We start from the raw sequence: 25,482 nt of genomic DNA on the forward strand, positions 1-25,482 counted from the left end.
GAGATAGAGGCCCGGTTCTCCCGTGCCGTCGGCGCGTCGCGCCCGCGCCCCGGCCTTTGCCGGAAGGCATAGGCCGCACCCGGGGTGGCACGGCGCCCGGCCACCACGCCCCGCTGCGAGGCAGTGGGGCGCTCAACCAGAGGGCGTGCGACACATCGCCCGACCCCAAGGTTTCCGCCAACCTGGGCAAGGCCTTGGGGCGGCCGGCCGCCTTCCCGCCGCCTGTTAACATGGGACGGCCCAGACCATTCCAATACCAGGGGTCCAATGTTAACAGAAGCGGAAGCTAGGCCGTGCGCCTATTCCCTCCGCCAGGGTGACGAAGGGCCTATTGGCGGGGCCGGCTATCCCCCGAATAAGCCCGGTCGATGACGGCCGATTATATCAAATTAGAGAAATTAGACCCTTTGGTGGTGGTAATAGCCGCCTAGGACCTGGGCCAGCCTAAGGCAAGCTTGGGTTATGCCCTGTGGGTGATCGACTTTTTCCCGCGATATTTCAGTGCTCCGATCGGTCATTACTGTCTCACCGATCCCGCAAATCCACGTGGGGTGCCGACCCGGAGGAATAGGCCACCGGGGCGCCCCATCCGGGACCGACACTGACGGAAGCCTTGGCGCAACGCCGGGTGCCCCGACAGAGGTCGATGCCGGGACTGCCAAGATGGAGGGGAGCATGGCGCACATCGACGATCCTCAGACCCAGAAGGCCAACCTGTCCTTCATCAAGGCGTCCATGAAGGCGCCGTTGCTGAGCCGGGACCATGAGTTCGAGCTGGCCCGCCGCTGGCAGCAGAACCGGGACGAAAAGGCGCTGCACGCCCTGGTTTCGTCCCACACCCGCCTGGTCGTGGCCGTCGCCAGCCGCTTCCGCAATTACGGCCTGCCGCTGGGCGACCTGGTGCAGGAGGGCAACCTGGGCCTGATGCAGGCGGCCAGCCGCTTCGAGCCGGAGCGGGAGGTGCGCTTCTCCACCTACGCCGCCTGGTGGATCCGCTCCACCATCCAGGAATTCGTGCTGCGCAACTGGTCCATCGTGCGCACCGGCACCACGGCAGGGCAGAAGTCGCTGTTCTTCAACCTGCGCCGCCTGCGCGCCCGCATCGACAACAACCCCTCCGCCACCTCGCTGACCGCCGAGGGCCGCCGCAGCGTGGCCGAGGAGCTGGACGTGAGCGAGCATGAGGTGGAGACCATGGAAATCCGCCTGACCGCCACCGACCAGTCGCTGAACCACCCGTTGAGCGAGGATGGCGGCGAGTGGCAGGATTTCCTGGCGGACGACGGCCCCTCGCCCGAACAGATCGTCATCGGGCTGAAGGACAGCCGCAGCCGCACCGCCTGGCTGAGCGAGGCCATGGACACCCTGTCGCCCCGCGAGCGCACCATCATCGCCGCCCGCCGCCTGCGCGAGGACGGCGCGACGCTGGAGGAGCTGGGCCACACCCTGGGCGTCAGCAAGGAGCGCGTGCGCCAACTGGAGCACCGCGCCATGGGCAAGCTACGCCAGAGCATCATGCGCCACGTGGGCCGGCCGGAAGAGCTGTTCGTGGAGGCTTGATCCGGGCCCTCAAACACCGGGCAGCCACATCCGTGGCCTCGGCTCATCCTGGCCTTTCAGTCCACTGCGTTCCCCGAAAGGCTCCGGCGCCCGCGGTCGCGGGCTAGTCGCTCCGCTCCGAAACAGGTAACGGCCGGGCCCTGGATGCCCGGCCGTTTTATTTGAAGTCTCAGATTTCCCTCAGCGCCTGCACCAGCCTGGCCATGTCGTCCGGTGTGGTACTGAAGCCGGGGGTCACGCGCAGGCAGGCGCCGGTGCCGAGGCCGGTGCGCACCACGGTGAACAGACCGTGCCTCTCCAGCAGGCGGGCGGCCAGGGCGGTGTTGGCCGCCGGCGTCGTCTGACCCTTCACCCGGAAGCTGGTCATGCCGGCGCACAGGCGCGGGTCGTCGGGGGTCAGCACCTCGATGTTGGCCAAGTCGCGTGCCGGCAGGGCCCACAGGTCGCGCAGGTGGCGCAGGCGGGCGCCGACGACGGGGGTGCCCAGGGCCTGGTGGAAGTCCAGCGCGTCGATGGCCGCCATCTGCACGGCGAAATTGGCCATGCCGGTGTGCACCCGGCCCAGGATAGGGTCGCGCTCCGACGGTTCCTCGCCCATGAAGGGCTCGATGTCGGCGATGCGGTCCTTGGCGATGTAGAGGGCGCCGACGCCCAGCGGGGCGCCGATCCATTTGTGCAGATTGAAGACGGCGAAATCGACGCCGTCGCCGTGCACGTCCACGGGGCCCTGGCCCCAGGCCTGGGCGCTGTCCACCACCACGTCCACGCCGCGCCGGCGGGCCATGGCCACGATCTCGCGCACCGGCTGGCGCAGGCCGTCGCGGTGGCTGAGATGGGTCAGCAGCATCAGGCGCACGGTGGGATGGGCCGCCAGCGCCTGGTCATAGGCGTCGATCAGGCCCTGGTGCGTCGCCGGATACGGCAGATCGATGCTGATGACCGTGACGCCCCGCCGCCGTTCCAGCCAAGAGGCCGCCATGCGGGCGCTGTCATAGTCATGGTCGCTCATCAGCACGGCGTCGCCGGGCTTGAGCCGGGCATAGCCGCCGATGACCGCCTGCAGCGACTCGGTGGCGTTGCGGGTGATGACGATCTCGGCCGGGTCGGCATGGACCATGGCGGCGATGCGCTGGCGCAGCGCCTGGTAATAGCCCACGAAATCCCGGCGCACGAAGGTGGCGCCTTCCTGGTTCACCTTGGCGGTGTAGCGCTCATACGCCGCCTGGATGGCCAGCGGCATCTGGCCGAAGGCGCCGTATTCCAGGTTGATGACGCCGGTCTGCAGCCGGGCGGGATAGGCGGCCGCGACGGCGGCCCAGCCGGTCTCGTCATCCGCCGCCGGCGGGGCGGCGCCGGGGGCCAGGGGGCTGGGCAAGGGGCCTGGCAAAGGGCCGGACTGGGCGGACACCGGCACGGCGGAACCGCTGAGCAAGCCGCCGGCGCCACCGGCCAGGGCCGCCTGAAGCAAGGTACGTCGACGCATAAGGACCACTCCCTGGGTGCCGCCCCGGATGGGAGGTCGGGACGGCACCCCCTGCAGACATCAAACAGCGGCTTGAAGGTGACAAATCAGAAGGCGGCGTTGAAGCGCACGTAGTAGCGGCCGCCATAGGTGTCATAGGGGGCGTTGCGCGAATATTCGATGCCGCGGCTGGCCTGGTAGATGGCCTTGGCCGGATAGGTGTCGAAGATGTTCTCGCCCGCCACCTTGACCGCCAGGTTGTCGGTGATGTGATAGGTCACCGACAGGTCGACGAAGGTGATGCCGTCGAAGGTCTGGAAGATGTCGCCGGTGGAATTGCCGCTGCTGTCCGTCCAGCCGCCGTAGTAGCGGACGCGCACCTGGTAATCGAAGGGGTTGTCGCTGTAGGTCAGGCTGCCGGTGATGTTGTTCTTGGGCAGGCCCTGTTCATACAGCACCTTCTGCGTGGGGTTGGCGTTCAGGCTGCCGCCCGTCACCATGGTCAGGTTGTGGTTGTAGGCCAGCTTCATGTCGATGCGGGCGGTGTCGAACACCGGCTGGGTATAGTCCAGCACCACGTCCAGGCCTTGGGTGCGGGTGTTGAAGTCGTTGGTGAACCAATAGACCGAGGTGAAGTTGTCCGCCCCCGGCACGCCCTGGGCCACCAGCTGCGCCTTCTGCGCCGCGGTCAGGTTGATGGTGGGCGAGCTGGAGAAGCGGTTGTCGACATCCACCTGGTAGGCGTCGACCGAGCCCGACAGGCCGATGTCGGTGCGCCACACGCCCCCCACGCTGTAGTTCCGCGACGTCTCGGGCCGCAGCGGCTGGGCGCCCAGCGCCACAGCCAGCGGGTTGTCCGGCGACAGGCGGCCGCTGGTGAAAAGCTGCAGGGTCTTGGTGTCCAGCCCCTGTGAGGTGCTGAGCGAGTTGATCTGCCCCGGCGTGGGCGCGCGGAAGCCCGTGGAGTAGGAGGCGCGCAGGGCCAGGTCCGGCGTGATCTCATACCGGGTGGAGGCCTTGTAGGTCATCTTGTCGCCGAAGCCGGAATAGGTCTCGTACCGGCCGGCGGCGCCCACGGTCCAGTCCGGGGTCAGCTTCGCTTCCATGTCGAGGTAGCCGGCATAGCTGGTCTGGTACCAGGACCCGGCCTGCAGGTTGCTGAAGCCGGGAAAACCGTTGGCGCCCGAGGCCAGGCCGGCGGCGGCACCCGGCCCCACCTGGTAGGAGGCCGTGTCGCCCGCCTCCACCGTGTAGATCTCCAGCCGGCGCTCGGCGCCGAAGGCGATGTTCAGCGGCTCATCCAGGCCAGCGTCCAGGCGATAGACACCATCGGCGTTCAGGTTGAACTCATCCTGCCGCTGGGTACCCAGGTTGAAGTTGTAGGGGCTGGTCGGCCCCAGGGACGCGTTGATGGAATTGTTCAGGAAAAACCGGCTCTCGTTCTCGCCATAGGTGCCGCTCAGGTCCCAATCCAGGTCGCCGCCAACATGACCCCGGGCGCCCCAGGCGGCCTGGTAGTCGGTGTACTTGATGCCTTCCTTGGGCGTGAAGCCGTTGGGGTAGACGCTGCGCAGGTCCCAGCCGGGGAAGACCTTGGGCGCAAGGCCGTAGACGCTGGCGTTGCTCTTGGGGTCGGGGATACGCCAGTTGATGTCGTTCATGCCCTCGCCGGTGGAGATGGTCATGAAGCCATAGAGCTCCACGGCGCCCACGGGCAGCAGACCGTCCACGGCGTAATGGTAGCTGGTCTCGTCCGGCCGACCCCAGCGCTGCACCGGGTTGGCGATGGTCAGCTGCGGGTTGGCGGCCTGGAAGGCCTTGGCGTCGTCGCGCTGATGGGTGCGCGAGGTCAGCGTGCCGTCCGACCATTCGGCCGTGGCCATGAGGTGGCCGCCATCGCCGATCTCGGTGGCGCCCCGCAGGCCGCCGTTCCAGGTGGTGCCGTCACCGGCGTAGTACTGCGAGCCCTGCATGTAGCCGTAGACGCCGGGCCGGTCGTCCAGCTGGATGTTGATGACGCCGGCGATGGCATCGGAGCCGTACTGGGCCGAGGCGCCGTCGCGCAGCACCTCGACCCGGCCGATGGCGAAGTCCGGGATCTGCGCCAGGTCGGGGCCCTGGGCGCCCCGGGTGCCCAGGTAGGCGGTGCGGTGGAAGCGCTTGCCGTTGATCAGCACCAGGGTCTGGTCGGGCGACAGGCCGCGCAAATGGGCCGGGCGGATGAACTGCCCGCCGTCGGAACTGGGCAGCTTCTGCACGTTGAAGCCGGGAATGACCTGGGTCAGGTTCTCCAGCAACTGGTTGGAGGCGCCGTCCTGCAGATCCTTGGCCGACAGCACGTCGACCGGGGTCATGGTGGTGAACTGGGTGCGGCCGCGGTCGCGGGTGCCGGTCACCACCACCTCATCCAGGCTGCCACCGGCGGCATCGGCCACCTGCACCTCGGCCGGCGCGGGCGCCGCCTGGGCCTTGCGCGGCGGGGCACCGGTGGAAACCGGCGTGGGCGCCAGCTTCAGCACCACGGTGTGGCCATCGTCCGACGCCACCACCAGGGGCGTGCCCTTCAGCAGGCGCGCCAGGGCCTGGTGCCGGTCCAGGTCCCCCTGCAGCGCCGCCGTGGAGATGCCGTCCAGCTGGTCGGTGGGCGCCAGGATCTGGATGCCCGCCTGCTGGGCGAACAGCGGGATGGAGCGAACGGCCGGCTGGGCCGCCAGGTCGAAGTGCGCGCTCTGCGCCCAGGCCGGAACCGCCCACCCCATCAACGCCGTACTGCACAGAGCAAAGAAACTGCCATATTTCTTAATCATGACGATCATTCCCCAACAATGGTTGGCGATTTGGCCGGTCGTTGCCGCCTATCGCACTCGTTTCCGCGTTCATACTGGGGAGAGAGCAGTCGGATTATCTTTCCGCCACTGCGTCATTTAAGTTTAACAGGCCACCTTGAGCTGCCGCGAACTGGCCACGGCCAACTCAATCATAAAGAACTATGGAATCACCCTCTTCCCGATACTTGGCGCTGAAGCCGACGGCCACGGCCCGGGCGAAGCCGGCCAGATCGGTGGCCTGGAACAGGCCGGAAATGTGGCGCTGCGCCAGCCGATCGCTGGCCAGGACGATGCGCCGGTGGGAATAGCGGGCGAACTGCGCCGCCGCCTGGGCCAGCGTCTCGCCTTCGAAGGCCAGGCGCCCTTCCCGCCACATCAGGGCGCGATCAAGGGCGCCGGGGGCCACCGCCTCGAAACTGACCAGGCTGCCGTGGCCGGCGCCGCCGGGACGCACGCTGACCTCCTGCCCGCCGCTCACCAGCACGGCGTCCCGCGCCCCCAGGCGCAGGGTCCAGTCGCGGCCGGTGACGCGGTCCAGCGTTTCCGCCAGGGGCGAGGGCGCGCCCTCCACCGCCACCCTGCCCGACAGCACGGCCACGGTCATGACGCCATCGCCGTTCAGGCGGGCGCAGCAGGCGCCGCCCGTGGTGGACAGCTGGGCCAGCGGGCTGCGCACGACGAAGGGACGGTCGGAAACGGCGGCCACATCGAAGAACGCCTCGCCCCGATCCAGGTACAGCAGCCGCCGCCCGGCCGCATAGGCCAGGGTGACGGAGGTGTCGGTGTTCAGCGTCAGGGTGGAGCCGTCGTCCAGCGGAATGTGCCGCACCTCGCCCACGGCGGAGCTGTAGGTCTGCCGGGCCGCCGGCTGGCGCATCCCGGCCCCCAGCGCCGCCAGGCCGGCCACGCTGGCCGCCGCCGCCAGCAGGCGACGGCGGCTGGGCAGGGGCGCGCTGTCGCGGGGGGCGACAGCCTGCTCGATGGAGGCGGTTGTCCCGTCCTGCCGGCTCAGCAATAGGGCGCGGGCGCGGGCCAGCGCGCCCAGGTGGCGGGGGTCGGCGGCCAGCCAGGCGTCCAGCTCCCCCCGTTCGTCGGCGGTCAGGGCGCGCGCGTCCATCCGCGCCACCCAGGCGGCGGCGGCCAGGTCGATCGCCCCGGCGGCTTGTCGTGCGCTCACGCTCATCGGGTCCCTTGCCAACCGATCACCGCTCCCCCCGGCCGAAGCGCTCCGCCAGCAGCTTCAGCCCCCGGGTGATGTGTTTTTCCACGGTGTTCTCCGACAGGCGCATCCGCCGCGCGATCTCCTGCTGCGGCAGGCCCTCCACCCGGCGCATGACGAAGGCGCGGCGGGTCTGGCGCGGCAGATCGGCGATGGCGTCCTGGATCAGACGCAGTTCCTGGCGCGCCGACGTCACCTCTTCCGGCGAGGGGGCATCCACCACCGCCTCCAGCGTCGACAGGTCGGCCACGGCGGCGATGGGCACCACGCGTGATTGCCGCACCAGGCGCAGCACGACCGAATAGGCGGTCTGGAAGGCATAGGCGCGCGGGTTCTCGATCCCGGCGACACAGGCCTTGGCCACCAGGATGGCGTAGGTTTCCTGCACCACGTCATCGGCATCGAAGCCCAGGAAGGACTTCGACCGCAGCCAGGCCCTGAGCCCGTGCTCATGCGGCAGGATGTGGGCGGCCAGCCACCGCGCCCTCTCGTCACTGAACGGGGCGTCCCTGAACGGGGCATCGCCAAGGGGCGCGGGTTGCGGCCCGTCCTGCGGGCGGGCGATCGCGTCGTGTCGATCCTGCACGGGGGCGTCATCCACTGGAGGTGCATCCCTCAACGGCCGCCTCGGGGTGGGGCGGCGCCGGGATACTAGGGGGTGGATGCGCCGGCGGGGGACTTTCCCCCACCCGTCATAAAAATTTTACACCCGCGGCAGGAGGCGTCGCGTGGTGCCGCTCAGCCCACGACCGCAGGTGCCCGGCGTTTGACGGGGGCGTTTATGATCAACGGCCCGCGGGCAGCTCGGGGCAGACCGGTTCCAGGCCCGGTTCGCCGATGGTCTGGCCCGTGGGGCCCACCGGGTCCCGGGGACCGTGCACGCCGTCGGCCAGCTGCCACACCCGCACCTGCCCGGTGCGGCCGCGCAGGCTGAACTCACCCACGTCGGTCATGGGCACGCCGCAGTCGGCGGCGGCGTCCACCGTGTCGGCGCTGGCCAGCACGATGCAGGCCGCGGCCGGGTCGGCCAGGTCGGCGCCCAGCGCCTCCAGCCGGGCGGCGGCGTTCACCGTGTCGCCCACGATGGTGTAGTTGATACGGCTGCTGGTGCCGATGTTGCCCACGACCACCGGGCCGGAATGGATCCCGACGCGCAGGCGGATGGCGGGCCGGCCCTGGGCCACCGCCTCGTCATAGCTCTGGCGGATACAGCGGTTGATGGCGGCGGCGGCGCGCAAGGCGCGGGCGGCATGGTCCGCCTGTTCATCCGGGGCGCCCCAGAAGGCCATCACGGCGTCGCCGATGAACTTGTCCACCGTGCCGCCTTCCGCCTCGATGCAGGCGGACAGCAGCGTGAAATGCTCGTTCAGCAGCGATGCGGTCTGCGCCGGGGTCATGTTCTGGGCCAGGGTGCTGAAGCCCTTGATGTCGGTGAACATGACGGTGACGTCGCGCTCCTCCGACAAGATCGAGCCGGCATGGTCGCCGCGGCGGATGAGGCGCAGCACCAGGGCCTTGGGCACGTAGGACTCGAACCAGCGCAGGCCGGTCAGCATGGTGTTGAAGGCGGCGGCCGCGTCCGACAGTTCGCGCAGGCGGCTGTCGGGCAGGTAGGGCACGGCGTGGAAGTCCAGGTCGCGCAGCGACGACGCCGCATGCGACAGGCCCCGGATCTGCCGGCTGATGGTCTTGCCCAGGATCAGGCTGAGGGCGACCGACACCAGCAGGATGGCCACGCCACCCAGACCGAACCAGCGCACGCGGCGGATTTCCTGGTCCACCTCGCGCTGCGGCAGGGCCATGACCAGGGTCCAGTTCTGGGCGCCGTAGCCGCTGAGGTCCCGCAGGAGATAGACATAGTCGACGTCGCCGACGCTGGCCTGGCGAAAATCCAGGTCGCGCAGCTTGCCACCCATGCCGTCGCGGGCCACCACGCGGCCGGGGGGCTGGCGCTGCCAGATGCCGGCGGCGACGGGATCGCCCAGGTCCGACAGCGTGGGCAGGGGCGGGTTGCGGCCGGCCAGGTTGAAGGTGCGGCCGATCAGGGCCGGGTGGGCCAGCACGTGGTCGGCGTCGAACAGGATGAAGGCGGTGACGCCCTGGCTGCTGTCCAGTTCGCCCAGGAAGCCCGACAGGTCGGCGAAGCTGACGCCCACCAGCACGGCGCCCAGGAACTTGCCGCTTTTGGACCGCACCGGTGCGCGCACGGTGAGGAAGCTGGTGCCCTCCTCCTCCGACCACACGGGGTCCACCCAGCGGGCGACGGGCGCCGCCTTCATCTCCTGCATCAGGAAATCGCTGTTGGGCGGCGGCGGCATGGTGATGACTTCGGCGTCGTTGGGCCCCGTGCGGCGCGCCACGGTCCAATGGCTGTCGGCGGACAGGAAGCTGACCGCGGTGATCTGGGGCGAGGCCGCCAGGGCCGAGCGCAGGTTCTGGCCCAGCCGCGTCTCATCGCTGGTGTCGATCTCCCCCCGCTGGATGGACGCCACCAGGAATTCCGCTTGGTATTGCGCCGGGTCCAGCTGGGCGCGCACCCGCACCGTCATCCCGTCCATGGCCAGGATGACCTTGTCGGTCAGCAGCGCCGCGGTGTTGCGGGTGGAGGTGCTGAAGCCCAGGATCAGAACGCTGGCCACCGCCACCAGGACCAGCGTGCCGAAACCCAGCAGCAGCGCGGTGGCGATGGAGACGCGCACGGCGGACCGCCGGATGGGACATGCCCCCGCCGGGCTTTCCAGGGCCTGTGTCGTTTCGCTCATGGCCGCACGGTAGCCGTCGGGCGGGCCGACGGCAACTGCGGCAAGCGGGCAGGCCCCTTGCGACTGGTATGGGCCTAATTCCATCTTAGCATATTGCATAGTGCAAACAGCGCGCTGTGATCTGGCGCATATTGCATTACGCAATACATAATGCATCGATTGGCGGATGCTGTACCCACAACCGGTCCGCACCAGACCTGACGCCGGTTGGGAAAATGGCCGGAAAAAGCCAATAAATAGTTAACGCGACAAGCCGCCGCATCCTGGCCCACCCTTTGCATAGGTTGGCATGTCTAGCAGAACAACCCAGTAAGGGACCCGCAGACGATGGAACCGACGGAATTTGCCCCTTCAGCGTTTTTGGCTTCGCGTCCCTGACAGTCCGGGGTCGAGGCGACCCTGGAGGAAAGGCAGGAACACCTGACGCCCCATCACCGGCATACGCGGCCGTGCCATCAATCGGTTCTGGCAGAACGCGTAAACTATCCAACGGCGCGGATCCAGGTGGTCCGCGCCGTCTCTTTTCTTCGCATCCCCCGTGCCGTATCGTCATCGCGCCCTGGTTGCCGGAAGCCCATCGCGATGCACGCTTGGCGACTCGCCCTGTTGCCACTGCTGATCCTGACGGCGGCCCTCCAGCCGGCCGAGGCCCGGACGCATGGCGCGCACCACAAGCCGCACAAGGAACACGCCGCGAAGGGGACCCACGGCCTTGTCCGCGCCGGCAGCGGCGTGGTCATCGGCGTGCTCAGCGGCGACACCGTCACCCTGCGCGATGGCCGGGTGGTGCGCCTGGCGGGCATCCTGGCGCCCAAAACGGGGGTGTCCAAGGCCCCCCGCACCGCCCACGTTGAGGGTTCCCAGGACGAGATCGCCGGCCGCGCCGCCTGGCCCCTGGCGGAAGAATCGCGGCATGCGCTGGAAGCGCTGGTGCTGAACCGCACGGTCAGCCTGATGCTGGGTGGGGTGGACCATGACCGCTACGGCCGCGTCCTGGCCCACCTGATGGTGCGCGACGGGCGCCGCCTGGTGTGGGTGCAGGACGCCCTGCTGCGCCGGGGGTGGGTGGAATTGGCGCCCCATCCCGACGCGCCCAAGGGTCTGGCCGCCCTGCGCCGCGCGGAGGATCACGCCCGCGACGGCCAGCTGGGCCTGTGGGCCGACGGCTTCTACGCCGTGCGCGACCCCGACACGGTCTTCCGGGCCCAGGGCCGCTACGCCGTCGTCACCGGCAGGGTGCTGGACGCGGCCGACGCCCGCGACCGCGTCTACCTCAACTTCGGCGCCGACCGGCGCACCGACTTCACGGTGGAGATCGACCGCCGCGACATGGCCGCCTTCCGCGCCCGCCACCTGGACCCGCTGGACCTGAAGGACCGGGCGGTGGAAGTGCGTGGCTGGGTGGAGGAGCACAACGGCCCCATGATCCGCGTCACCAACCCCGACCAGATCATCACCACCGACGGCCGCTGGCCCCGCCGCCGCCCCATCCGGGGCAAGGGCAAGAAAGAGGACAAGGACGGGGGCGACGCGACCCCGGCGGCGTCGGATCCGTGAGCGCCGATTATTACCTGGCAGGTAGTTGAGAGCCGGACGGCTGGGCGGGATTTTGAGGGCGTCCCATCATCCGCTTTCGGAGCACATCCCATGACGACCTTCCCCATCCACACCCTGGACACCGCGCCGGCCGCCGCCCAACCGGCGCTGCACGCCCTGCAATCGGCCTTCGGCTTCATTCCCAACATCGCCGGCGCCATGGCCACCTCGCCCGTGCTGATCAACAGCCTGACCGGCCTGTTCCAGCAGGTGCACGGCGGCAGCTTCAGCGAGGCGCAAATCCAGGTGCTGCTGCTGACCAACGCCGTGACCAACCGCTGCGACTGGGCCATCGCCTTCCACCGCGCGCTGGCGTTGAAGGAAGGCATCGCCCCCGCCGACGTCGCGGCCATCCGGGCGGGCGGGGTCCCCGCCTGCCCCACCGGCGGCGCCCTGTCGCGCCTGGCCCGCACCCTGATCGAGACGCGCGGGCGGCTGGATGACGCGGACAAGGACGCCTTCCTTGCCGCAGGCTTTAGCCAGGACCACCTGCTGGAGGTCATCGCCGTCGTCGCGGCCTCCACCCTCACCAACTACAGCGGCAGCGTGACCCGCCCGCCGCTGGAACCCGCCTTCGCCGCTCACGCCTGAACCCAAACGGGGCCTTTCCGCCGCGGAAGGCCCCGCCCTTCAAGGCCCTTTTCCTCAAGGATGCCCGTCGTGAACCAGTCCCTTGCCTCCGCCACCGCCGGCAGCCTGCTGCGACACTGGCGGGGGGCGCGCGGCAAGACGCAGCTGGACCTGTCCTTCGACGCGGGCGTGTCGCAGAAACACATCAGTTTCGTGGAGAGCGGTCGCAGCGCGCCCAGCCGGCAGATGCTGCTGGACCTGGCCCAGGCGCTGGACGTGCCCTTGCGCGACCGCAACACCCTGCTGATGGCGGCCGGCTACGCCCCCGTCTATGCCGGCGACAGCCTGGATGATCCCGGCATGGCGCCGGTGGCCAAGGCCCTGGGCCGCATGCTGCGCCAGCAGGAACCCTTCCCCGCCCTGGTCATGGACCGGCGCTGGACCGTGCAACTGACCAATGAGGCGGCGCCGCGCTTCTTCAGTTGTTTTATCGACCTGGCGGCCTGGCCCAAGCCGCGCAACCTGCTGCACCTGATGTTCGATCCGGCCGGCCTGCGCCCCCACCTCGCCAACTGGGAGGAGGCCGCCCCCAGCCTGATCGCCCGCGTCCATCGCGAGGCGCTGGGCCAGGTGGTGGACGCCGGCACCCGCGCCCTGCTGGGGCAGCTCATGCGTTACCCGGGGGTGGATCCGGCCTGGCGGACGCCCCTGCCGGGCGGCGACCTGCCGTTGATCCCGCTGACATTCACCAAGGGCGGGACCACGTTGCGCTACTTCTCGATGGTCACGACGGTGGGCACGCCGCAGACGGTGGCGGCGCAGGAGTTGCGCCTGGAATGCCTGTTCCCGGCGGACGAGGCGACGGAGGATGCCCACGACGCCTTCGTCGTGGCCCACGCCCGCGATTAACGGAGGAAGGCGCCAGCGTCCTCACCGCGCGCCACCGCCAGGCCCATCTGCAGGCCGCGGCCGATGCGGGCGCTGACCTCGGCCAGGCGGTCCGCCGCCGCCGCCGTGAACAGGCCCTGGGCCGTCTCCTGGAACAGGGCCAGCCAGCGGCGGAAGTGGTCCGGCCCAATCATGGGCAGGGCGGCATGCACCACCATGGGCCGGCCCTCGTAACGGCCGGTGGACAATAGGACGGAGGACCAGAAATCCACGATGCGCGCGCGGTGGCGGTCCCATGCCCCCTCGGTGGTGCCGAGGGCGCCCTCGAAGACCGGCCCCAGCAGCGCGTCCTGGCGCGCCCGGTCGTAGAAGACCCGCACCAGGACGGCCAGCGACTCCTCTGTGAAGGCGGCGAATGGTTGTGACATCGCTGTAAAAACTCCCGCGAAACAGGCTGGGCGGAACCGGCCGGGCTTGGTTGGGTTTGCGCTGGGGGCCGGCCTTGGCCTACACTTCGGCCCTTATTCGAGCAAACTGGTGTACCGACCCATGGCGCGCGGCGATCTCTTCCCACCCCTGGAACCCTACCGGACGGGCACGCTGGCCGTCAGCGGCCTGCATACCATCTATTGGGAGGAAGCCGGCAACCCCGACGGCGCGCCCGTGGTCTTCCTGCATGGCGGCCCCGGCGCCGGCGCCTCGCCCACGCACCGCCGCTTCTTCGATCCCCGCCATTACCGCATCGTCATCCTGGACCAGCGCGGCGCCGGCCGGTCCACCCCGCTGGGCGAAATCCGCGAGAACGGCATTCCCGATCTCATTTCGGATCTGGAACAACTGCGGGCGGTGCTGGAGATCGACCGCTGGCTGGTGTTCGGCGGCTCGTGGGGCTCCACCCTGGCGCTGGCCTACGCCCAGGCCCATCCGGAGCGGGTGAAGGGTCTGGTCCTGCGCGGCATCTTCCTGATGCGCCAGCAGGAGATCGACTGGTTCCTCTACGACATGCGCACCTTCTTCCCCGAGGCCTGGTCCACCTTCGTGGCCCACATCCCGGTGAATGAGCGTGGCGACCTGCTGGAAGCGTACTACCGCCGCCTGACCTCCGCCGATCCGCAGACCCGCATGGCCGCCGCCCGGGTGTGGAGCGTGTACGAGGGCGCCTGTTCCACCCTGCTGCCCAGCCCGGAACTGGTGTCGGCGTCGGGCGAGGACAACCACGCCCTGGGCCTGGCGCGCATGGAGGCGCACTACTTCCGCAACAACAAGCTGTCGCCGGAAGCGGCCCTGCTGGAGAACATCGACCGCATCCGGCACATCCCGGCCATCATCGTCCAGGGCCGCTACGACGTGGTCTGCCCCATCCGCACGGCGGATGAGCTGCACCGCGCCTGGCCCGAGGCCGACTACATCATCGTGCCGGACGCCGGCCACAGCGCCATGGAACCGGGCATCCGCTCGGCCCTGGTGCAGGCGACGGAGCGGTTCAAGACCCTCTGACAGCCCTGGGGCGCCCGCGGTCTAGAAATCGCTGCAGCGGCCCTTGCGTTCCCAGTCGCCGTAGCGGGTGGGTTCGGGGCCGGTGGGGCCGCCGATTTCGCGCACGGCCGGCTGGTCCGCCGCCGGGGCCTTGGCGGGCTCGGGCTTCGTCTCAAGCATGGCCGGGGTGGTGGGCGCCACGTGCGTCTTGAACACGGGGGCCTTGGTTTCGGGCAGAGGGGGCTCGGGCAGGGGGGGCAGCTTGCTCATGGGGCTATAATTGGTCCCGCCGCCCGCCGCCGCCAAGGGCTTTTGCCGGAGGACCGCCTTTCCCGCCCGAATCCATGCCGGAAACGGGGGGCGGGTGGCCGAAAGGGGCCGGTGACAGCGGGCCCGTTCCGGGGTACACCCCGCCCCCATGAATACCGAAACGCTGGCCGCCCGCCGGGTGGTCCTGGATCTCTTGGAAAGCGTGCTGCGCCGCCGCGTGCCGCTGGATGACGCGTTGGACCAGCACCGGGGCCTGCCCGGCCTGGAGCCGCGCGACCGCGCCTTCGTCCGCCTGCTGACCGCCACCGTCATCCGTCGCCTGGGCCAGATCGACGCCGTGGTCATGGCGCTGCTGGCCCGCCCGGACCTGCCCAAGGCCGGCGTGCTGGACATCCTGCGCGTCTCCGCCGCCCAGCTGCTGTTCCTGGGCACCCCCGCCCACGCCGCCGTGGACACCGGCGTGGAACTGGCCGTGGCCAAGGGCCTGGCCGGCATGAAGGGCCTGATCAACGCCGTGCTGCGCCGCCTGGCGCGCGAGGGCGCCGACCTGCTGGCCGCGCAGGACGCCGGCCGCCTGAACACGCCCGACTGGCTGTGGCTGGCCTGGCGCCAGCACTACGGCACCGGCCACACCCGCGCCATCGTCGACGCCCACCTGGTCGAGGCGCCGCTGGACATCACGGTGAAGGGCGACCCGCACGCCTGGGCGGAACGGCTGGAGGCGACCGTGCTGCCCACCGGCACCCTGCGCCGCGCCGCCGGCGGATCGGTCACGGAGCTGCCGGGCTTCACCGAGGGCGCCTGGTGGGTGCAGGACGCCGCCGCCGCCCTGCCCGCCCGCCTGCTCGGCGACGTCGCCGGCCTGACCGTCATCGACCTGTGCGCCGCCCCGGGCGGCAAGACCGCCCAGCTGGCCGCCGCCGGCGCCAAGGTGACGGCGGTCGACCGCTCCGCCCCCCGGCTGGACCGGCTGTCGCGCAACATGGAACGCCTGGGCCTGTCGGTCGCCACGGCGGTGGCCGACGCCACCAAGTGGCTGCCGGACGAACCGGTCGACGCCGTGCTGCTGGATGCGCCGTGCAGCGCCACCGGCACCATCCGCCGCCACCCTGACGTGGCGCGGCTGAAGACGCCGGAAGACGTGGGCCGCCTGTCGGGCGTGCAGCGCCGCCTGCTGGACCGCGCCATCGACATGGTGAAGCCCGGTGGCCTGGTGGTCTACTGCACCTGCTCCCTGCAGCCGGAGGAAGGCGAGGAGCAGTTGTCCAAGCTGCTGTCGCGCCGTCTGGACGTGATGGTGGAACCCGTCATCCCGGTGGATTTGGCCTATGGTGCGGACGCCGACGCCACGGCGCTGGCCCCCCTGGTGACCGACAGCGGCGACGTGCGCACCACGCCCGGCCACTGGGCCGAGCTGGGCGGCCTCGACGGATTCTTCATGACCCGCCTGCGCCGCACCGCCTAGCGGTTGGCAAAGCCTTCTCGAGTTGATAGCCATTGAGTCGATAGGAACGAAAGTCATCATGCAGCAGCCGGTACGCATCGCCCCCTCCATCCTGTCGGCCGACTTCGCCAACCTGGGCGCGGAGGTGCGGGCCGTGGACACTGCCGGCGCCGACTATATCCACATCGACGTCATGGACGGGCATTTCGTGCCCAACCTGACCATAGGCCCCATGGTGGTGCAGGCCCTGCGCCCGCATTCGGCCAAGGTGTTCGACGTGCACCTGATGATCTCGCCGGTGGACACTTTCGTCACCGCCTTCGCCAAGGCCGGCGCCGACATCATCACCGTGCACCCGGAGGCCGGCGCCCACACCCACCGCACGCTGCAGCTGATCCGCAGCCTTGGGAAGAAGGCCGGCGTTGCGCTGAACCCGGCCACCCCCGTCTCGGTCCTGGATTACATCATGGACGACGTCGACATGATCCTGGTCATGTCGGTCAACCCCGGCTTCGGCGGCCAGTCCTTCATCAACAGCCAGAAGGACAAGATCAGGGCCATCCGCCAGCGCATCGACGCCGTGACGGCCGGCACCTCCCGTGTCATCGACCTTGAGGTCGACGGTGGCATCAATGCCGAGATGGCGCCTGTGGCGATATCCGCCGGCGCCGACGTGCTGGTGGCCGGCACCGCCACCTTCCAGGGCGGCCCGGACGCCTACGCCGACAACATCCGCCGCTTGCGCGGCCCGCTGGTCTAAGGGGTCGAACGGCGCATGGCCCGTGTCAACTCCGGCATGAGACGGTTCCGCGCCGGCCCCGGCGCGCTGGTCTACCGGACGCCGCTGTACGGCGTGCTGCTGAAAAGCCGCGCGCCCCAGGCGCTGGGCGTGGTGCCGGTCGACCCATGGCCGGGCGATCTCCGCCAGGGTGAGGCGCTGCTGGCCGGCCGCTTCGCCTTCGCGGGTGAGGAGCGCCAGGCCGACCTGCCGCCGTGGCTGGACCTGTCCGCCGGATCCGCCTGGCTGACAGCCCTGCACGGCTTCGACTGGCTGCGCCACCTGAAGGCCGCCGGCGGCGACGCCGCCCGCCGCCAGGCCCGCGTGCTGGTCACCAGCTGGCTGGACGGCTTTTCGTCCTGGCATGCCGTGGCCTGGGCGCCGGAGGTGACGGCGCAGCGCATCGTCGCCTGGATCGGCGCCCACGACTTTTTCCTGGCCAGCGCCGATGACGGCCTGCGCGCCCGCGTCTTCGACAGCCTGGCCCGCCAGATCCGCCACCTGGCCCGCCTGGTGCCCGGCCGCCTGCGGGGCGTGGATCTGATCCTGGGCATCAAGGGCCTGGTCTATGGCGGCTTCTGCCTGCCGGGCCGGGGCCGCACCGCCCAGCGGGCCCTGTGGCTGCTGAACCGCGAGCTGACCCGGCAGGTCATGCCGGACGGCGGCCATGTGCAGCGCAGCCCGTCCCTGCAGTTGCAGGTGCTGCGCCACCTGATCGACATCCGCGGCGTGCTGCGCGCCGCGCGGGCCGACATGCCCGACGCCCTGCAGCATTCCATCGACCGCCTGACGCCCACCCTGCGCTTCTTCCGCCACGGCGACGGCGGCCTGGCCCTGTTCAACGGCGGCTGGGCGGAAGACCCGGCCTTCATCGACACGGTGCTCAGCCAGGCCGACGCCCGCGGCCGGCCCCTGCGCTCCGCCCCCCATGTCGGGTTCGAGCGGCTGGCGGCGGGCCGCGCTTGCGTGCTGTTCGATGCCGGCGCGCCGCCGCCGGCCGGCCTGGACGCCCGGGCCCACGCCGGCAGCCTGTCGTTCGAGATGAGCGTGGGGCGTGAGCGCCTGATCGTGAACTGCGGCAGCCACCCGTCCGAGACCGGTGCCTGGCGCGGCGCGTTGGCCTCCACCGCCGCCCACTCCACCCTGGTGGTGGCCGACACCAATTCCGCATCCGTGCGCGAGGATGGCGGCCTGGGCCGCCGCCCGCATCCCGTTGAGGCCAAGCGGCGCGAGACGGGCGGGGCCGTGCTGGTCGAGGCGGCGCACGACGGCTATCGCGACGGCTTCGGCCTGATCCACCACCGCCGCCTGTACCTGGCGGAGAATGGTGAGGACCTGCGCGGCGAGGATAAGCTGGAGGGTGGGTCCGGCGGCCAGTCCTACACCCTGCGCTTCCACCTGCACCCCGGCGTGCACGCCAGCCTGTCCCAGGGCGGGGACGGCGTGCTGCTGCGCCTGCCATCGGGCGCCGGCTGGCGCCTGCGCCTGTCGGGCGGCACGGTGGGGCTGGAGGAAAGCGTCTACCTGGGGGATGGGCCCGAGCCGCGCGGCACCCTGCAAGTGACCGTGCGCGGCACGACCGCCCCCGGCGGCGCCACCGTGAAGTGGGCCCTGCGCCGCGAAAAGAAGACCGAGGGGGCCGACCCCTGACCACTCCTGTCTGAATTTCCCTTAAGCCCGGTGTTTTGCCGGGCTTTCTCTTTTCCCCAAGTCCATCCAAGCCGGATTGCCATCATGACCAGCCCCGATCTCGTTCCCCTGCGCCGCGCCCTCATCTCCGTGTCCGACAAGACCGGCCTGATCGAGCTGGGCCAGGCCCTGGCCGCGCGCGGCGTGCACATCCTGTCCACCGGCGGTTCCGCCCAGCGCCTGGCCGAGGCCGGCGTGCCCGTGACCGAGGTGGGCGACCACACCGGCTTCCCCGAGATGATGGATGGCCGGGTGAAGACCCTGCACCCGCGCATCCATGGCGGCATCCTGGCTCGCCGTGACGACGACGGACACGTGGCCGCCATGAACACCCACGACATCCCCGGCATCGACCTGGTGGTGGTGAACCTCTACCCCTTCGAGGCGACGGTGGCGAAGGGCGCCGACTTCGAGACCTGCATCGAGAACATCGACATCGGCGGCCCCAGCCTGATCCGGGGCGCGGCCAAGAACCACGACTTCGTGGCCGTGGTGACCGACCCGTCCGACTACGCCCCCCTGCTGGCCGAATTGGCCGCCCATGACGGCCAGACCACGCTGGACCTGCGCCGCCGCCTGGCCGCCAAGGCCTATGCTCGCACCGGCGCCTATGACGCCGCCATCGGCGCCTGGTTCGCCAACCGCCTGGGCCAGACCTGGCCGGAGAGCGTGACCGTGTCCGGCACCCTGCGCCAGACCCTGCGCTATGGCGAGAACCCGCACCAGACGGCCGCCTTCTACGTGACGGGGGAGCGCCGCCCCGGCATCGCCACCGCCACCCAGCTGCAGGGCAAGGAGCTGTCGTACAACAACCTGAACGACACCGACGCGGCCTTTGAGCTGGTGGCCGAGTTCGACCGCCCGGCCATCGCCATCATCAAGCACGCCAACCCCTGCGGCGTGGCCGAGGGCGATGACCTGCCCACCGCCTACGCCCGCGCGCTGGCCTGCGACCCCGTGTCCGCCTTCGGCGGCATCATCGCCGCCAACCGTACCCTGGATGCCGTGACGGCCGAGGCCATATCGCGGCTGTTCGCCGAGGTGGTGATCGCCCCCGACGCGGACGAGGCCGCCCGGGCCGTGCTGGCGGGCAAGAAGAACCTGCGCGTGCTGCTGACCGGCGACCTGCCCAACCCGGCCCAGGCCGGCACCCTGATCAAGACCGTGGCCGGCGGCTTCCTGGCGCAGAGCCGGGACGACGGCCGCGTCCTGCCGGGCAACCTGAAGGTGGTGACCAAGCGCGGCCCGACGCCCAAGGAGCTGGCCGACCTGCTGTTCGCCTTCCGCGTGGGCAAGCATGTGAAGTCCAACGCCATCGTCTATGCCAAGGACCTGGCCACGGTGGGCATCGGCGCCGGCCAGATGAGCCGAGTCGACAGCAGCCGCATCGCGGCCATCAAAAGCCGAGAGGCCGCCGAGGCCGCCGGCTTGGCCGAGCCGGGCACCAAGGGCAGCGTGGTGGCGTCCGACGCCTTCTTCCCCTTCGCCGATGGCCTGATCGCGGCAGCGGAGGCCGGCGTGACGGCCGTCATCCAGCCCGGCGGCTCCATGCGTGACCAGGAAGTGATCGACGCTGCGGACGAACGCGGCCTGGCCATGGTATTTACCGGCATGCGTCATTTCCGTCACTGACAGCGGCAGGGACAGGGGGGACGGTTCCGTATCAGGGAACCATCCCCCTTCCACCCCGCCCCCCATCCGTGCAGGGCGGGTGTTCAGGGATGGCGATGACCGATGGGGTAAGCCCGGGGGCCGCGAGGCATGCGGTAGTCCGGGCCAAGTAGGACCAGGGCCGCCCGTATGAACGCCTCCGCGCCAGACCACGCTGCTTCGGCCGGCGCCCCCCTTCCTGATCTTCTGGCCGGCGGCGTTCCCGTCCCAGATGGCCCCGTCCCAGATGGCCCCGTCCCAGATGGCCCCGTCCCTCCCGACGTGGCCACCGTTCCCTTGATCCCGTCCGCCGGGCGCCCCGTGGCGGCCCTGCTGGTCATGAGTCTGGCGCTGACGCTGTTGGTCTTCGCCTGGGCCGCGTGGGACAATCATCGCCGCGTCTGGGACGACGCCCGCGAGCAGGTGGTGGACGTGACCCACGTGCTGGAAGAGCACGCGGGCAAGATCTTCAGCATCCATGCCACCAGCCTGCGCTACGTCGAGCGCCTGGTGGAGGACGCCGGCTGGAAGGACATCGCCGGCGACAGCCGCTTTTACGACCGCCTGCGCGAAATCTGGCAGGCCTCTCCGGAGTTGGAGAGCGTGTGGGTGGTGGACCCCGCCGGCATCATCCGCGTGAACACGGTGCAGTGGCCCACACCGGCGCTGGATGTCAGCGACCGTGAGTATTTCCGCGCCCAGCTGAAGCCGGGCGCCGGCATCTTCATCGGGCAGCAGTTGCGCGGCCGCATCTCCGGCGCGGCGTTCCTGCCCATCAGCCAGCGCATGGAAACGCGGGACGGCCGGTTCAACGGCGTGGCCCAGCTGTCGCTGAAGCCGGACTATTTCATCGGCTTCTACCGGTCGCTGTTCTCGGCCGATCCCAAGACCATGATGCTGGTGCGCGAGGACGGCGCCCTGCTGCTGCGCGAGCCGGCCCCCGCCGATGGCGACTTGCAGCAGGGCTTCTATCCCGAGCTGCTCAAGACGCCGGAGGATGCCACCGGCACCTTCATCCTGACCTCGCCCATCGACGGGATGCAGCGGCTGTACGCCCGGCGCAAGGTGCCCAACCTGCCGCTGTTCGTCCTTTACGGCATCACCACGGAGAGCATCGCCAAGGATTGGGAGGACAGGGCCCTGGTTTACGCCGCCGTGGCCGTTCCGGCCTCGCTGGCGCTGATGTTGGTGGCCTGGATCGCCATCCGCCGGTCGCGCGACCTGGCGCGCGCCGACCGGATCCTGCGCCACGCCAACACCCTGCTGGAGGCGCGGGTGGCCGACCGCACCCGGCACCTGGACCGCGCGCTGGCGGACCGCGAGATACTGCTGCGCGACACCCACCACCGGGTGAAGAACAATTTGCAGGTCGTCTCCAGCCTGTTGCAGCTTCAGGCCAGCATGAACCCGGCGCTGCGCCCCGCCCTGGGCGACGCCCTGCGCCGCATCCACGCCATGGGCATCCTGCACGAGCAGCTGCACCGCGCGTCGGACGTCGACGTGGTGCAGCTGGACCGGGTGATCACCGCCCTGGCGCGCGAGATCGACAATATCCACCAAGGGGAAGGACACGTGGCGGGCGGTCCGCGTCGCGTGACCGTGGTGCTGGACCTCGCGCCGCTGGAGAGCGACCTGACGGCGTCCGTGCCCGTGACCCTGGTGCTGAACGAGGTGCTGTCCAATGCCTTCAAGCACGCCTATCCCGACGGCCGCGCCGGCACCTTGGCCGTTACCCTGCGGCGGGAGGAGGCGGAAGGCGTGCTGATCGTCGCCGATGACGGCGTCGGCATGCCGGACACCTCCGCCGTTGGAGCGGGCCGCAAGAGCCTGGGCCTGCTGCTGATCGACGCCTTCACCCGCCAGCTGCGTGGCCGCTTCCTTTATGAGGCGGCCATGCCGGGCACGCGGTTCACGCTGAGGTTCCCGCTGGGGTGAGCCCCATTGGCATAATATGCCAATGGGGCTTAAGCTAAGGTTTCCGAACTGATGGCAGGAGCATTCCCATGCCGACACGCAACGTGGTGCTGACCGACCACAATGAGCGGGTCATCGAAGACTTGGTCCGGACAGGGCGTTATCAGAATGCCAGCGAAGTGCTGCGTGCCGGCCTGCGCCTCATCGAGCGGGAGGAAAATGAGCACGCCGCCAAGTTGAAGGCGCTACGCGAGGCCGCTGATGTTGGGCGCCGTGATATTGCGGCGGGACGTTTCGATCTGATTGAGAACGACGAGGATCTCGAAGAATACATTGCCAATTTAAGTGGAGAAGATATTGGCGGGCATTGAATACAATGCCCAAGGTACGTATCGCGGCTGCCGCTCAAGCTGACCTCAGGGCCATCCTCGCACACTCCCATCAAGCCTTTGGCAAAGAAGCGCTACGTCGGTATCAGGCGTTATTGCTTCAGGCTATTCGAGACCTTCGTGTTGATCCCTGTCGGCTGGGAAGTGTCGATTGGCCCCAGGAATCCATACGAACTTATCATCTAAGGCACAGCCGCAAGCGAGCTCGTGTATTTGGCCAAGCGGTTCTCGAACCTCGCCATCTCTTTGTCTACGAATTGGTTGAACCTGACACAGTCAACATCCTGCGCGTCCTTCATGACGCCATGGACGTTGAACGGCATATTCCTGGCGCAACCGAAGACATCCCCTGAAACGCAAACCGGCCGCCCGTGAGGGCGGCCGGCGCGATGGGCACGTCTTGAGGGCGACGGCGATCAGCCATCGCCCATCTTGAGGGCGGCGATGAAGGCGCTCTGCGGGATTTCGACCTCGCCGAACTGCCGCATGCGCTTCTTGCCTTCCTTCTGCTTGTCCAGCAGCTTGCGCTTGCGGCTGATGTCGCCGCCGTAGCACTTGGCCAGCACGTCCTTGCGCATGGCGCTGATGGTCTCGCGGGCGATGACGCGGCTGCCGATGGCGGCCTGCACCGCGATCTTGAACAGCTGGCGCGGGATCAGTTCCTTCAGCCGTTCGCACAGCAGGCGGCCACGGTGCTCGGCCTGGCTGCGGTGGACGATGGTCGACAGGGCGTCCACCGGCTCGGCGTTCACCAGGATGGACATCTTGACCAGGTCGCCGGTCTCGTACCCGTCCATCTGGTAGTCGAAGCTGGCGTAGCCGCGGCTGATGGACTTCAGCCGGTCATAGAAGTCGAACACCACCTCGTTCAGCGGCAGCTTGTAGACCAGCATGGCGCGACCGCCGACATAGGTCAGGTCGATCTGCTGGCCGCGACGCTCGGTGCACAGCGCCAGGATGCCGCCCAGGTACTCGTCGGGCAGCATGATGGTGGCGCGGATCCACGGCTCATCGATGTGGTCGATGCGGATGGGGTCCGGCATGTCGGCCGGATTGTGCATGTCGATGACCGACTTGTCGGTCATGTGGACCTTGTAGATGACGCTGGGCGCCGTCGTGATCAGGTCCAGATTGAATTCGCGCTCCAGGCGTTCCTGGATGATTTCCAGGTGCAACAGGCCCAGGAAGCCGCAACGGAAGCCGAAGCCCAAGGCGGCCGACGTTTCCGCCTCGAACTGGAAGCTGGCGTCGTTCAGGGCCAGCTTGCCCAGGCTCTCGCGCAGATGCTCGAATTCGGCCGCGTCCGTGGGGAACAGGCCGCAGAACACCACCGGCACGCTGGGCTTGAAGCCTTCCAGCGGCTCGGCCGCCGGGCGGCGCTCCTCGGTGATGGTGTCGCCGACCTTGGTCTCGCGGATGTCCTTGATGCCGGCGGTGATGAAGCCCATCTCGCCCGGGCCCAAGCGGCCCGACTGCACGGCCTTGGGCGTGAAGTGGCCGACGCGGTCGGCTTCCTTCGCGGCACCCGTGGCCATCATGCGGATCTTCTGGCCGACCTTCAGCTCGCCATCCACGACGCGCACCAGGATGACCACGCCCAGGTAGGGGTCATACCAGCTGTCGACCACCAGGGCCTTCAGCGGCGCGTCCAGGTCGCCCTTGGGCGGCGGCAGGCGGGTGACGATGGCCTCCAGCACGTCCTTGATGTTCAGGCCGGTCTTGGCCGAGATCATGACGGCGTTGCTGGCGTCCAGGCCGATGACGTCCTCGATCTGCTGCTTGATGCGGTCGGGCTCGGCCGCCGGCAGGTCGATCTTGTTCAGGACCGGGACGATCTCGTGATTGTGGTCGATGGCCTGGTAGACGTTGGCCAGCGTCTGCGCCTCCACCCCCTGCGAGGCGTCCACCACCAGCAGCGAGCCCTCGCACGCCGCCAGCGACCGCGAGACCTCATAGGCGAAGTCGACGTGGCCAGGCGTATCCATCAGGTTCAGCTGATATGTGCGCCCGTCATCGGCCTTGTAGGTCAGGCGCACGGTCTGCGCCTTGATGGTGATGCCGCGCTCGCGCTCGATATCCATGCTGTCGAGCACCTGCTCGCGCATCTCGCGGGCGTCCAGGCCGCCGCAATACTGGATCAGGCGATCGGCCAGGGTCGACTTGCCATGGTCGATGTGGGCGATGATGGAGAAATTGCGGATGTGCGAAAGGTCGGTCATGACGGGCCGGTCTGGAAAAATTCCCGCGACCATAGGATGCCCCGCGCTCTGGCGCAACCGCGGGGTTGGCGGGGCGTTCATGTGCGGGCGGGGTGCTTAGGACCCGATGGCCGCCGCCAGGTCACGCAGGCCGGAAACGGTCACCGTCGGCGGAATGTCCCAGGGGTCGAACAGCGCCTGGGGCGAGCGTTTCACCCAGGCCGCGGGCCACCCGGCGGAGAGGGCGCCGATGACATCGAAGGGGTTGCTGGAGACCAGCCAAGTGTCGGCCCGCGTGGCCGCCGCCGCCCGCAGGAAATGGCCGTAGACGGCGGGGTCGGGCTTAAACGACCGCAGGTCGTCCGTGCTGACCACGCCCAGGAACAGGCCGCTGATGCCGGCGGCGTCCAGCAGGGTGTGCACCGCCTCGGCGGCGCCGTTGGAAAAGGCGTAAAGGCGGAACCCGGCCGCGCGCAGCTGGGCCAGCCCGTCCGCCACGTCGGCGAAGGCCGGTAGCGTGCGGTAGGCGGTCAGCAGGGCCGTGCGCTGGTCCTGGCTCAGCGGCGACCCATAAAAGGCATTGGTATGGTCGAGGGCCTGGGCGGTGCAGACGCTGAAGGGAACGTAGGTGCGCATCAGGGCCCGGCGGAAGGCGTATTCCAGCTGCCGCTCCCGCCAGGTGCGCGAGAAGTCGGCCGCGCAGTCGCCGACCATGCCACCCAGCATGGCAACCAACCCATGGGTGTCGATCAGCGTGCCGTAGACGTCAAAAGCCAGTGTCGCCGTCAT

General features: G+C 69.3%; 21 protein-coding genes. 12 read left to right on the forward strand and 9 right to left on the reverse strand.

The genetic code is table 11. The features are described from left to right. Window positions 1-675: 675 nt before the first annotated feature. Window positions 676-1,560, forward strand: coding sequence for an RNA polymerase factor sigma-32 (locus tag UAJ10_RS09450; protein ID WP_322915133.1), 885 nt, complete (start codon window positions 676-678; stop codon window positions 1,558-1,560). A 169-nt stretch (window positions 1,561-1,729) separates the two neighbouring features. Here the strand turns inward: UAJ10_RS09450 and UAJ10_RS09455 are convergent, their stop codons facing one another. The 5 genes from UAJ10_RS09455 to UAJ10_RS09475 form a co-directional block, all read right to left on the reverse strand. After that, window positions 1,730-3,043 carry an aminotransferase class V-fold PLP-dependent enzyme gene (locus tag UAJ10_RS09455; protein ID WP_322915134.1) on the reverse strand — a complete coding sequence of 438 codons (1,314 nt, stop codon included), beginning with the start codon at window positions 3,041-3,043 and terminating at the stop codon, window positions 1,730-1,732. Window positions 3,044-3,129: 86 nt separating this feature from the next. Further along, entirely contained in the window at window positions 3,130-5,829 is a 2,700-nt protein-coding gene (locus tag UAJ10_RS09460; RefSeq protein ID WP_322915135.1) for a TonB-dependent receptor, read from the reverse strand. Window positions 5,830-5,995: 166 nt separating this feature from the next. Continuing rightward, window positions 5,996-7,027 (reverse strand): FecR family protein, encoded by a 1,032-nt coding sequence (locus UAJ10_RS09465; RefSeq protein WP_322915136.1) that lies wholly within the window; start codon window positions 7,025-7,027, stop codon window positions 5,996-5,998. Between the two features lie 25 nt (window positions 7,028-7,052). After that, window positions 7,053-7,655, reverse strand: coding sequence for an RNA polymerase sigma factor (locus UAJ10_RS09470; RefSeq protein WP_322915137.1), 603 nt, complete (start codon window positions 7,653-7,655; stop codon window positions 7,053-7,055). Between the two features lie 199 nt (window positions 7,656-7,854). Beyond that, complete coding sequence (locus UAJ10_RS09475) at window positions 7,855-9,831, reverse strand: adenylate/guanylate cyclase domain-containing protein (RefSeq protein WP_322915138.1); 1,977 nt, start codon at window positions 9,829-9,831, stop codon at window positions 7,855-7,857. Between the two features lie 582 nt (window positions 9,832-10,413). Here UAJ10_RS09475 and UAJ10_RS09480 point away from each other — a divergent pair. From UAJ10_RS09480 to UAJ10_RS09490, 3 genes are all read left to right on the forward strand, one after another. Further along, entirely contained in the window at window positions 10,414-11,388 is a 975-nt protein-coding gene (locus UAJ10_RS09480; RefSeq protein WP_322915139.1) for a thermonuclease family protein, read from the forward strand. Between the two features lie 90 nt (window positions 11,389-11,478). Then, on the forward strand, window positions 11,479-12,018 hold the full coding sequence (locus UAJ10_RS09485; RefSeq protein WP_322915140.1) for a carboxymuconolactone decarboxylase family protein: 540 nt from the start codon (window positions 11,479-11,481) through the stop codon (window positions 12,016-12,018). A gap of 69 nt (window positions 12,019-12,087) precedes the next feature. Continuing rightward, window positions 12,088-12,906 (forward strand): helix-turn-helix domain-containing protein, encoded by an 819-nt coding sequence (locus UAJ10_RS09490; RefSeq protein WP_322915141.1) that lies wholly within the window; start codon window positions 12,088-12,090, stop codon window positions 12,904-12,906. On the opposite strand, the gene UAJ10_RS09495 is transcribed toward UAJ10_RS09490, so the two are convergent. Beyond that, complete coding sequence (locus UAJ10_RS09495; protein ID WP_322915142.1) at window positions 12,903-13,313, reverse strand: group III truncated hemoglobin; 411 nt, start codon at window positions 13,311-13,313, stop codon at window positions 12,903-12,905. The genes UAJ10_RS09490 and UAJ10_RS09495 overlap by 4 nt on opposite strands. 121 nt (window positions 13,314-13,434) lie before the next feature. Between UAJ10_RS09495 and pip the strand changes: the two genes are divergently transcribed. After that, window positions 13,435-14,382: a prolyl aminopeptidase gene (gene pip, locus UAJ10_RS09500; RefSeq protein WP_322915143.1), complete on the forward strand. Its 948-nt coding sequence runs from the start codon at window positions 13,435-13,437 to the stop codon at window positions 14,380-14,382. A gap of 21 nt (window positions 14,383-14,403) precedes the next feature. Here the strand turns inward: pip and UAJ10_RS29865 are convergent, their stop codons facing one another. Continuing rightward, window positions 14,404-14,631: a succinate dehydrogenase assembly factor 4 gene (locus UAJ10_RS29865; RefSeq protein ID WP_416235355.1), complete on the reverse strand. Its 228-nt coding sequence runs from the start codon at window positions 14,629-14,631 to the stop codon at window positions 14,404-14,406. A gap of 148 nt (window positions 14,632-14,779) precedes the next feature. Here UAJ10_RS29865 and UAJ10_RS09510 point away from each other — a divergent pair, with 148 nt between their 5' ends. The 7 genes from UAJ10_RS09510 (at window position 14,780) to UAJ10_RS29870 (ending at window position 22,848) form a co-directional block, all read left to right on the forward strand. Then, window positions 14,780-16,096: an RsmB/NOP family class I SAM-dependent RNA methyltransferase gene (locus UAJ10_RS09510; protein ID WP_322915144.1), complete on the forward strand. Its 1,317-nt coding sequence runs from the start codon at window positions 14,780-14,782 to the stop codon at window positions 16,094-16,096. Window positions 16,097-16,154: 58 nt separating this feature from the next. Then, window positions 16,155-16,835 (forward strand): ribulose-phosphate 3-epimerase, encoded by a 681-nt coding sequence (rpe, locus tag UAJ10_RS09515; protein WP_322915145.1) that lies wholly within the window; start codon window positions 16,155-16,157, stop codon window positions 16,833-16,835. A 15-nt stretch (window positions 16,836-16,850) separates the two neighbouring features. Beyond that, window positions 16,851-18,503, forward strand: a complete 1,653-nt coding sequence (locus UAJ10_RS09520; protein ID WP_322915146.1) for a heparinase II/III family protein — start codon at window positions 16,851-16,853, stop codon at window positions 18,501-18,503. A gap of 84 nt (window positions 18,504-18,587) precedes the next feature. After that, window positions 18,588-20,174 carry a bifunctional phosphoribosylaminoimidazolecarboxamide formyltransferase/IMP cyclohydrolase gene (purH, locus tag UAJ10_RS09525; protein WP_322915147.1) on the forward strand — a complete coding sequence of 529 codons (1,587 nt, stop codon included), beginning with the start codon at window positions 18,588-18,590 and terminating at the stop codon, window positions 20,172-20,174. A 315-nt stretch (window positions 20,175-20,489) separates the two neighbouring features. Continuing rightward, window positions 20,490-22,127, forward strand: a complete 1,638-nt coding sequence (locus UAJ10_RS09530) for a sensor histidine kinase (protein ID WP_322915148.1) — start codon at window positions 20,490-20,492, stop codon at window positions 22,125-22,127. A gap of 68 nt (window positions 22,128-22,195) precedes the next feature. Further along, window positions 22,196-22,477, forward strand: coding sequence for a type II toxin-antitoxin system ParD family antitoxin (locus tag UAJ10_RS09535; RefSeq protein WP_322915149.1), 282 nt, complete (start codon window positions 22,196-22,198; stop codon window positions 22,475-22,477). Window positions 22,478-22,482: 5 nt separating this feature from the next. Continuing rightward, window positions 22,483-22,848, forward strand: a complete 366-nt coding sequence (locus UAJ10_RS29870) for a type II toxin-antitoxin system RelE/ParE family toxin (RefSeq protein WP_416235356.1) — start codon at window positions 22,483-22,485, stop codon at window positions 22,846-22,848. A gap of 63 nt (window positions 22,849-22,911) precedes the next feature. On the opposite strand, the gene lepA is transcribed toward UAJ10_RS29870, so the two are convergent. Both lepA and UAJ10_RS09545 read right to left on the reverse strand, forming a co-directional pair. After that, window positions 22,912-24,714, reverse strand: a complete 1,803-nt coding sequence (lepA, locus tag UAJ10_RS09540; protein WP_145751405.1) for a translation elongation factor 4 — start codon at window positions 24,712-24,714, stop codon at window positions 22,912-22,914. 96 nt (window positions 24,715-24,810) lie between these two features. Further along, window positions 24,811-25,482 (reverse strand): haloacid dehalogenase type II, encoded by a 672-nt coding sequence (locus UAJ10_RS09545; protein ID WP_322915150.1) that lies wholly within the window; start codon window positions 25,480-25,482, stop codon window positions 24,811-24,813.

The sequence above is a fragment of the Nitrospirillum guaranorum genome (assembly GCF_034653275.1).
In the GTDB taxonomy this organism is placed as follows: domain Bacteria; phylum Pseudomonadota; class Alphaproteobacteria; order Azospirillales; family Azospirillaceae; genus Nitrospirillum.

Coding starts and splice junctions, on each gene's coding strand:
- UAJ10_RS09535 (WP_322915149.1), top strand. CDS start 22,196: ATGCCGACACGCAACGTGGTGCTGACCGACCACAATGAGCGGGTCATC.
- rpe (WP_322915145.1), top strand. CDS start 16,155: ATGCAGCAGCCGGTACGCATCGCCCCCTCCATCCTGTCGGCCGACTTC.
- pip (WP_322915143.1), top strand. CDS start 13,435: ATGGCGCGCGGCGATCTCTTCCCACCCCTGGAACCCTACCGGACGGGC.
- UAJ10_RS09480 (WP_322915139.1), top strand. CDS start 10,414: ATGCACGCTTGGCGACTCGCCCTGTTGCCACTGCTGATCCTGACGGCG.
- UAJ10_RS09495 (WP_322915142.1), bottom strand. CDS start 13,313: ATGTCACAACCATTCGCCGCCTTCACAGAGGAGTCGCTGGCCGTCCTG.
- UAJ10_RS09510 (WP_322915144.1), top strand. CDS start 14,780: ATGAATACCGAAACGCTGGCCGCCCGCCGGGTGGTCCTGGATCTCTTG.
- UAJ10_RS09450 (WP_322915133.1), top strand. CDS start 676: ATGGCGCACATCGACGATCCTCAGACCCAGAAGGCCAACCTGTCCTTC.
- UAJ10_RS09485 (WP_322915140.1), top strand. CDS start 11,479: ATGACGACCTTCCCCATCCACACCCTGGACACCGCGCCGGCCGCCGCC.
- UAJ10_RS09455 (WP_322915134.1), bottom strand. CDS start 3,043: ATGCGTCGACGTACCTTGCTTCAGGCGGCCCTGGCCGGTGGCGCCGGC.
- lepA (WP_145751405.1), bottom strand. CDS start 24,714: ATGACCGACCTTTCGCACATCCGCAATTTCTCCATCATCGCCCACATC.
- purH (WP_322915147.1), top strand. CDS start 18,588: ATGACCAGCCCCGATCTCGTTCCCCTGCGCCGCGCCCTCATCTCCGTG.
- UAJ10_RS09520 (WP_322915146.1), top strand. CDS start 16,851: ATGGCCCGTGTCAACTCCGGCATGAGACGGTTCCGCGCCGGCCCCGGC.
- UAJ10_RS09475 (WP_322915138.1), bottom strand. CDS start 9,831: ATGAGCGAAACGACACAGGCCCTGGAAAGCCCGGCGGGGGCATGTCCC.
- UAJ10_RS09545 (WP_322915150.1), bottom strand. CDS start 25,482: ATGACGGCGACACTGGCTTTTGACGTCTACGGCACGCTGATCGACACC.
- UAJ10_RS09460 (WP_322915135.1), bottom strand. CDS start 5,829: ATGATTAAGAAATATGGCAGTTTCTTTGCTCTGTGCAGTACGGCGTTG.
- UAJ10_RS29865 (WP_416235355.1), bottom strand. CDS start 14,631: ATGAGCAAGCTGCCCCCCCTGCCCGAGCCCCCTCTGCCCGAAACCAAG.
- UAJ10_RS29870 (WP_416235356.1), top strand. CDS start 22,483: ATGCCCAAGGTACGTATCGCGGCTGCCGCTCAAGCTGACCTCAGGGCC.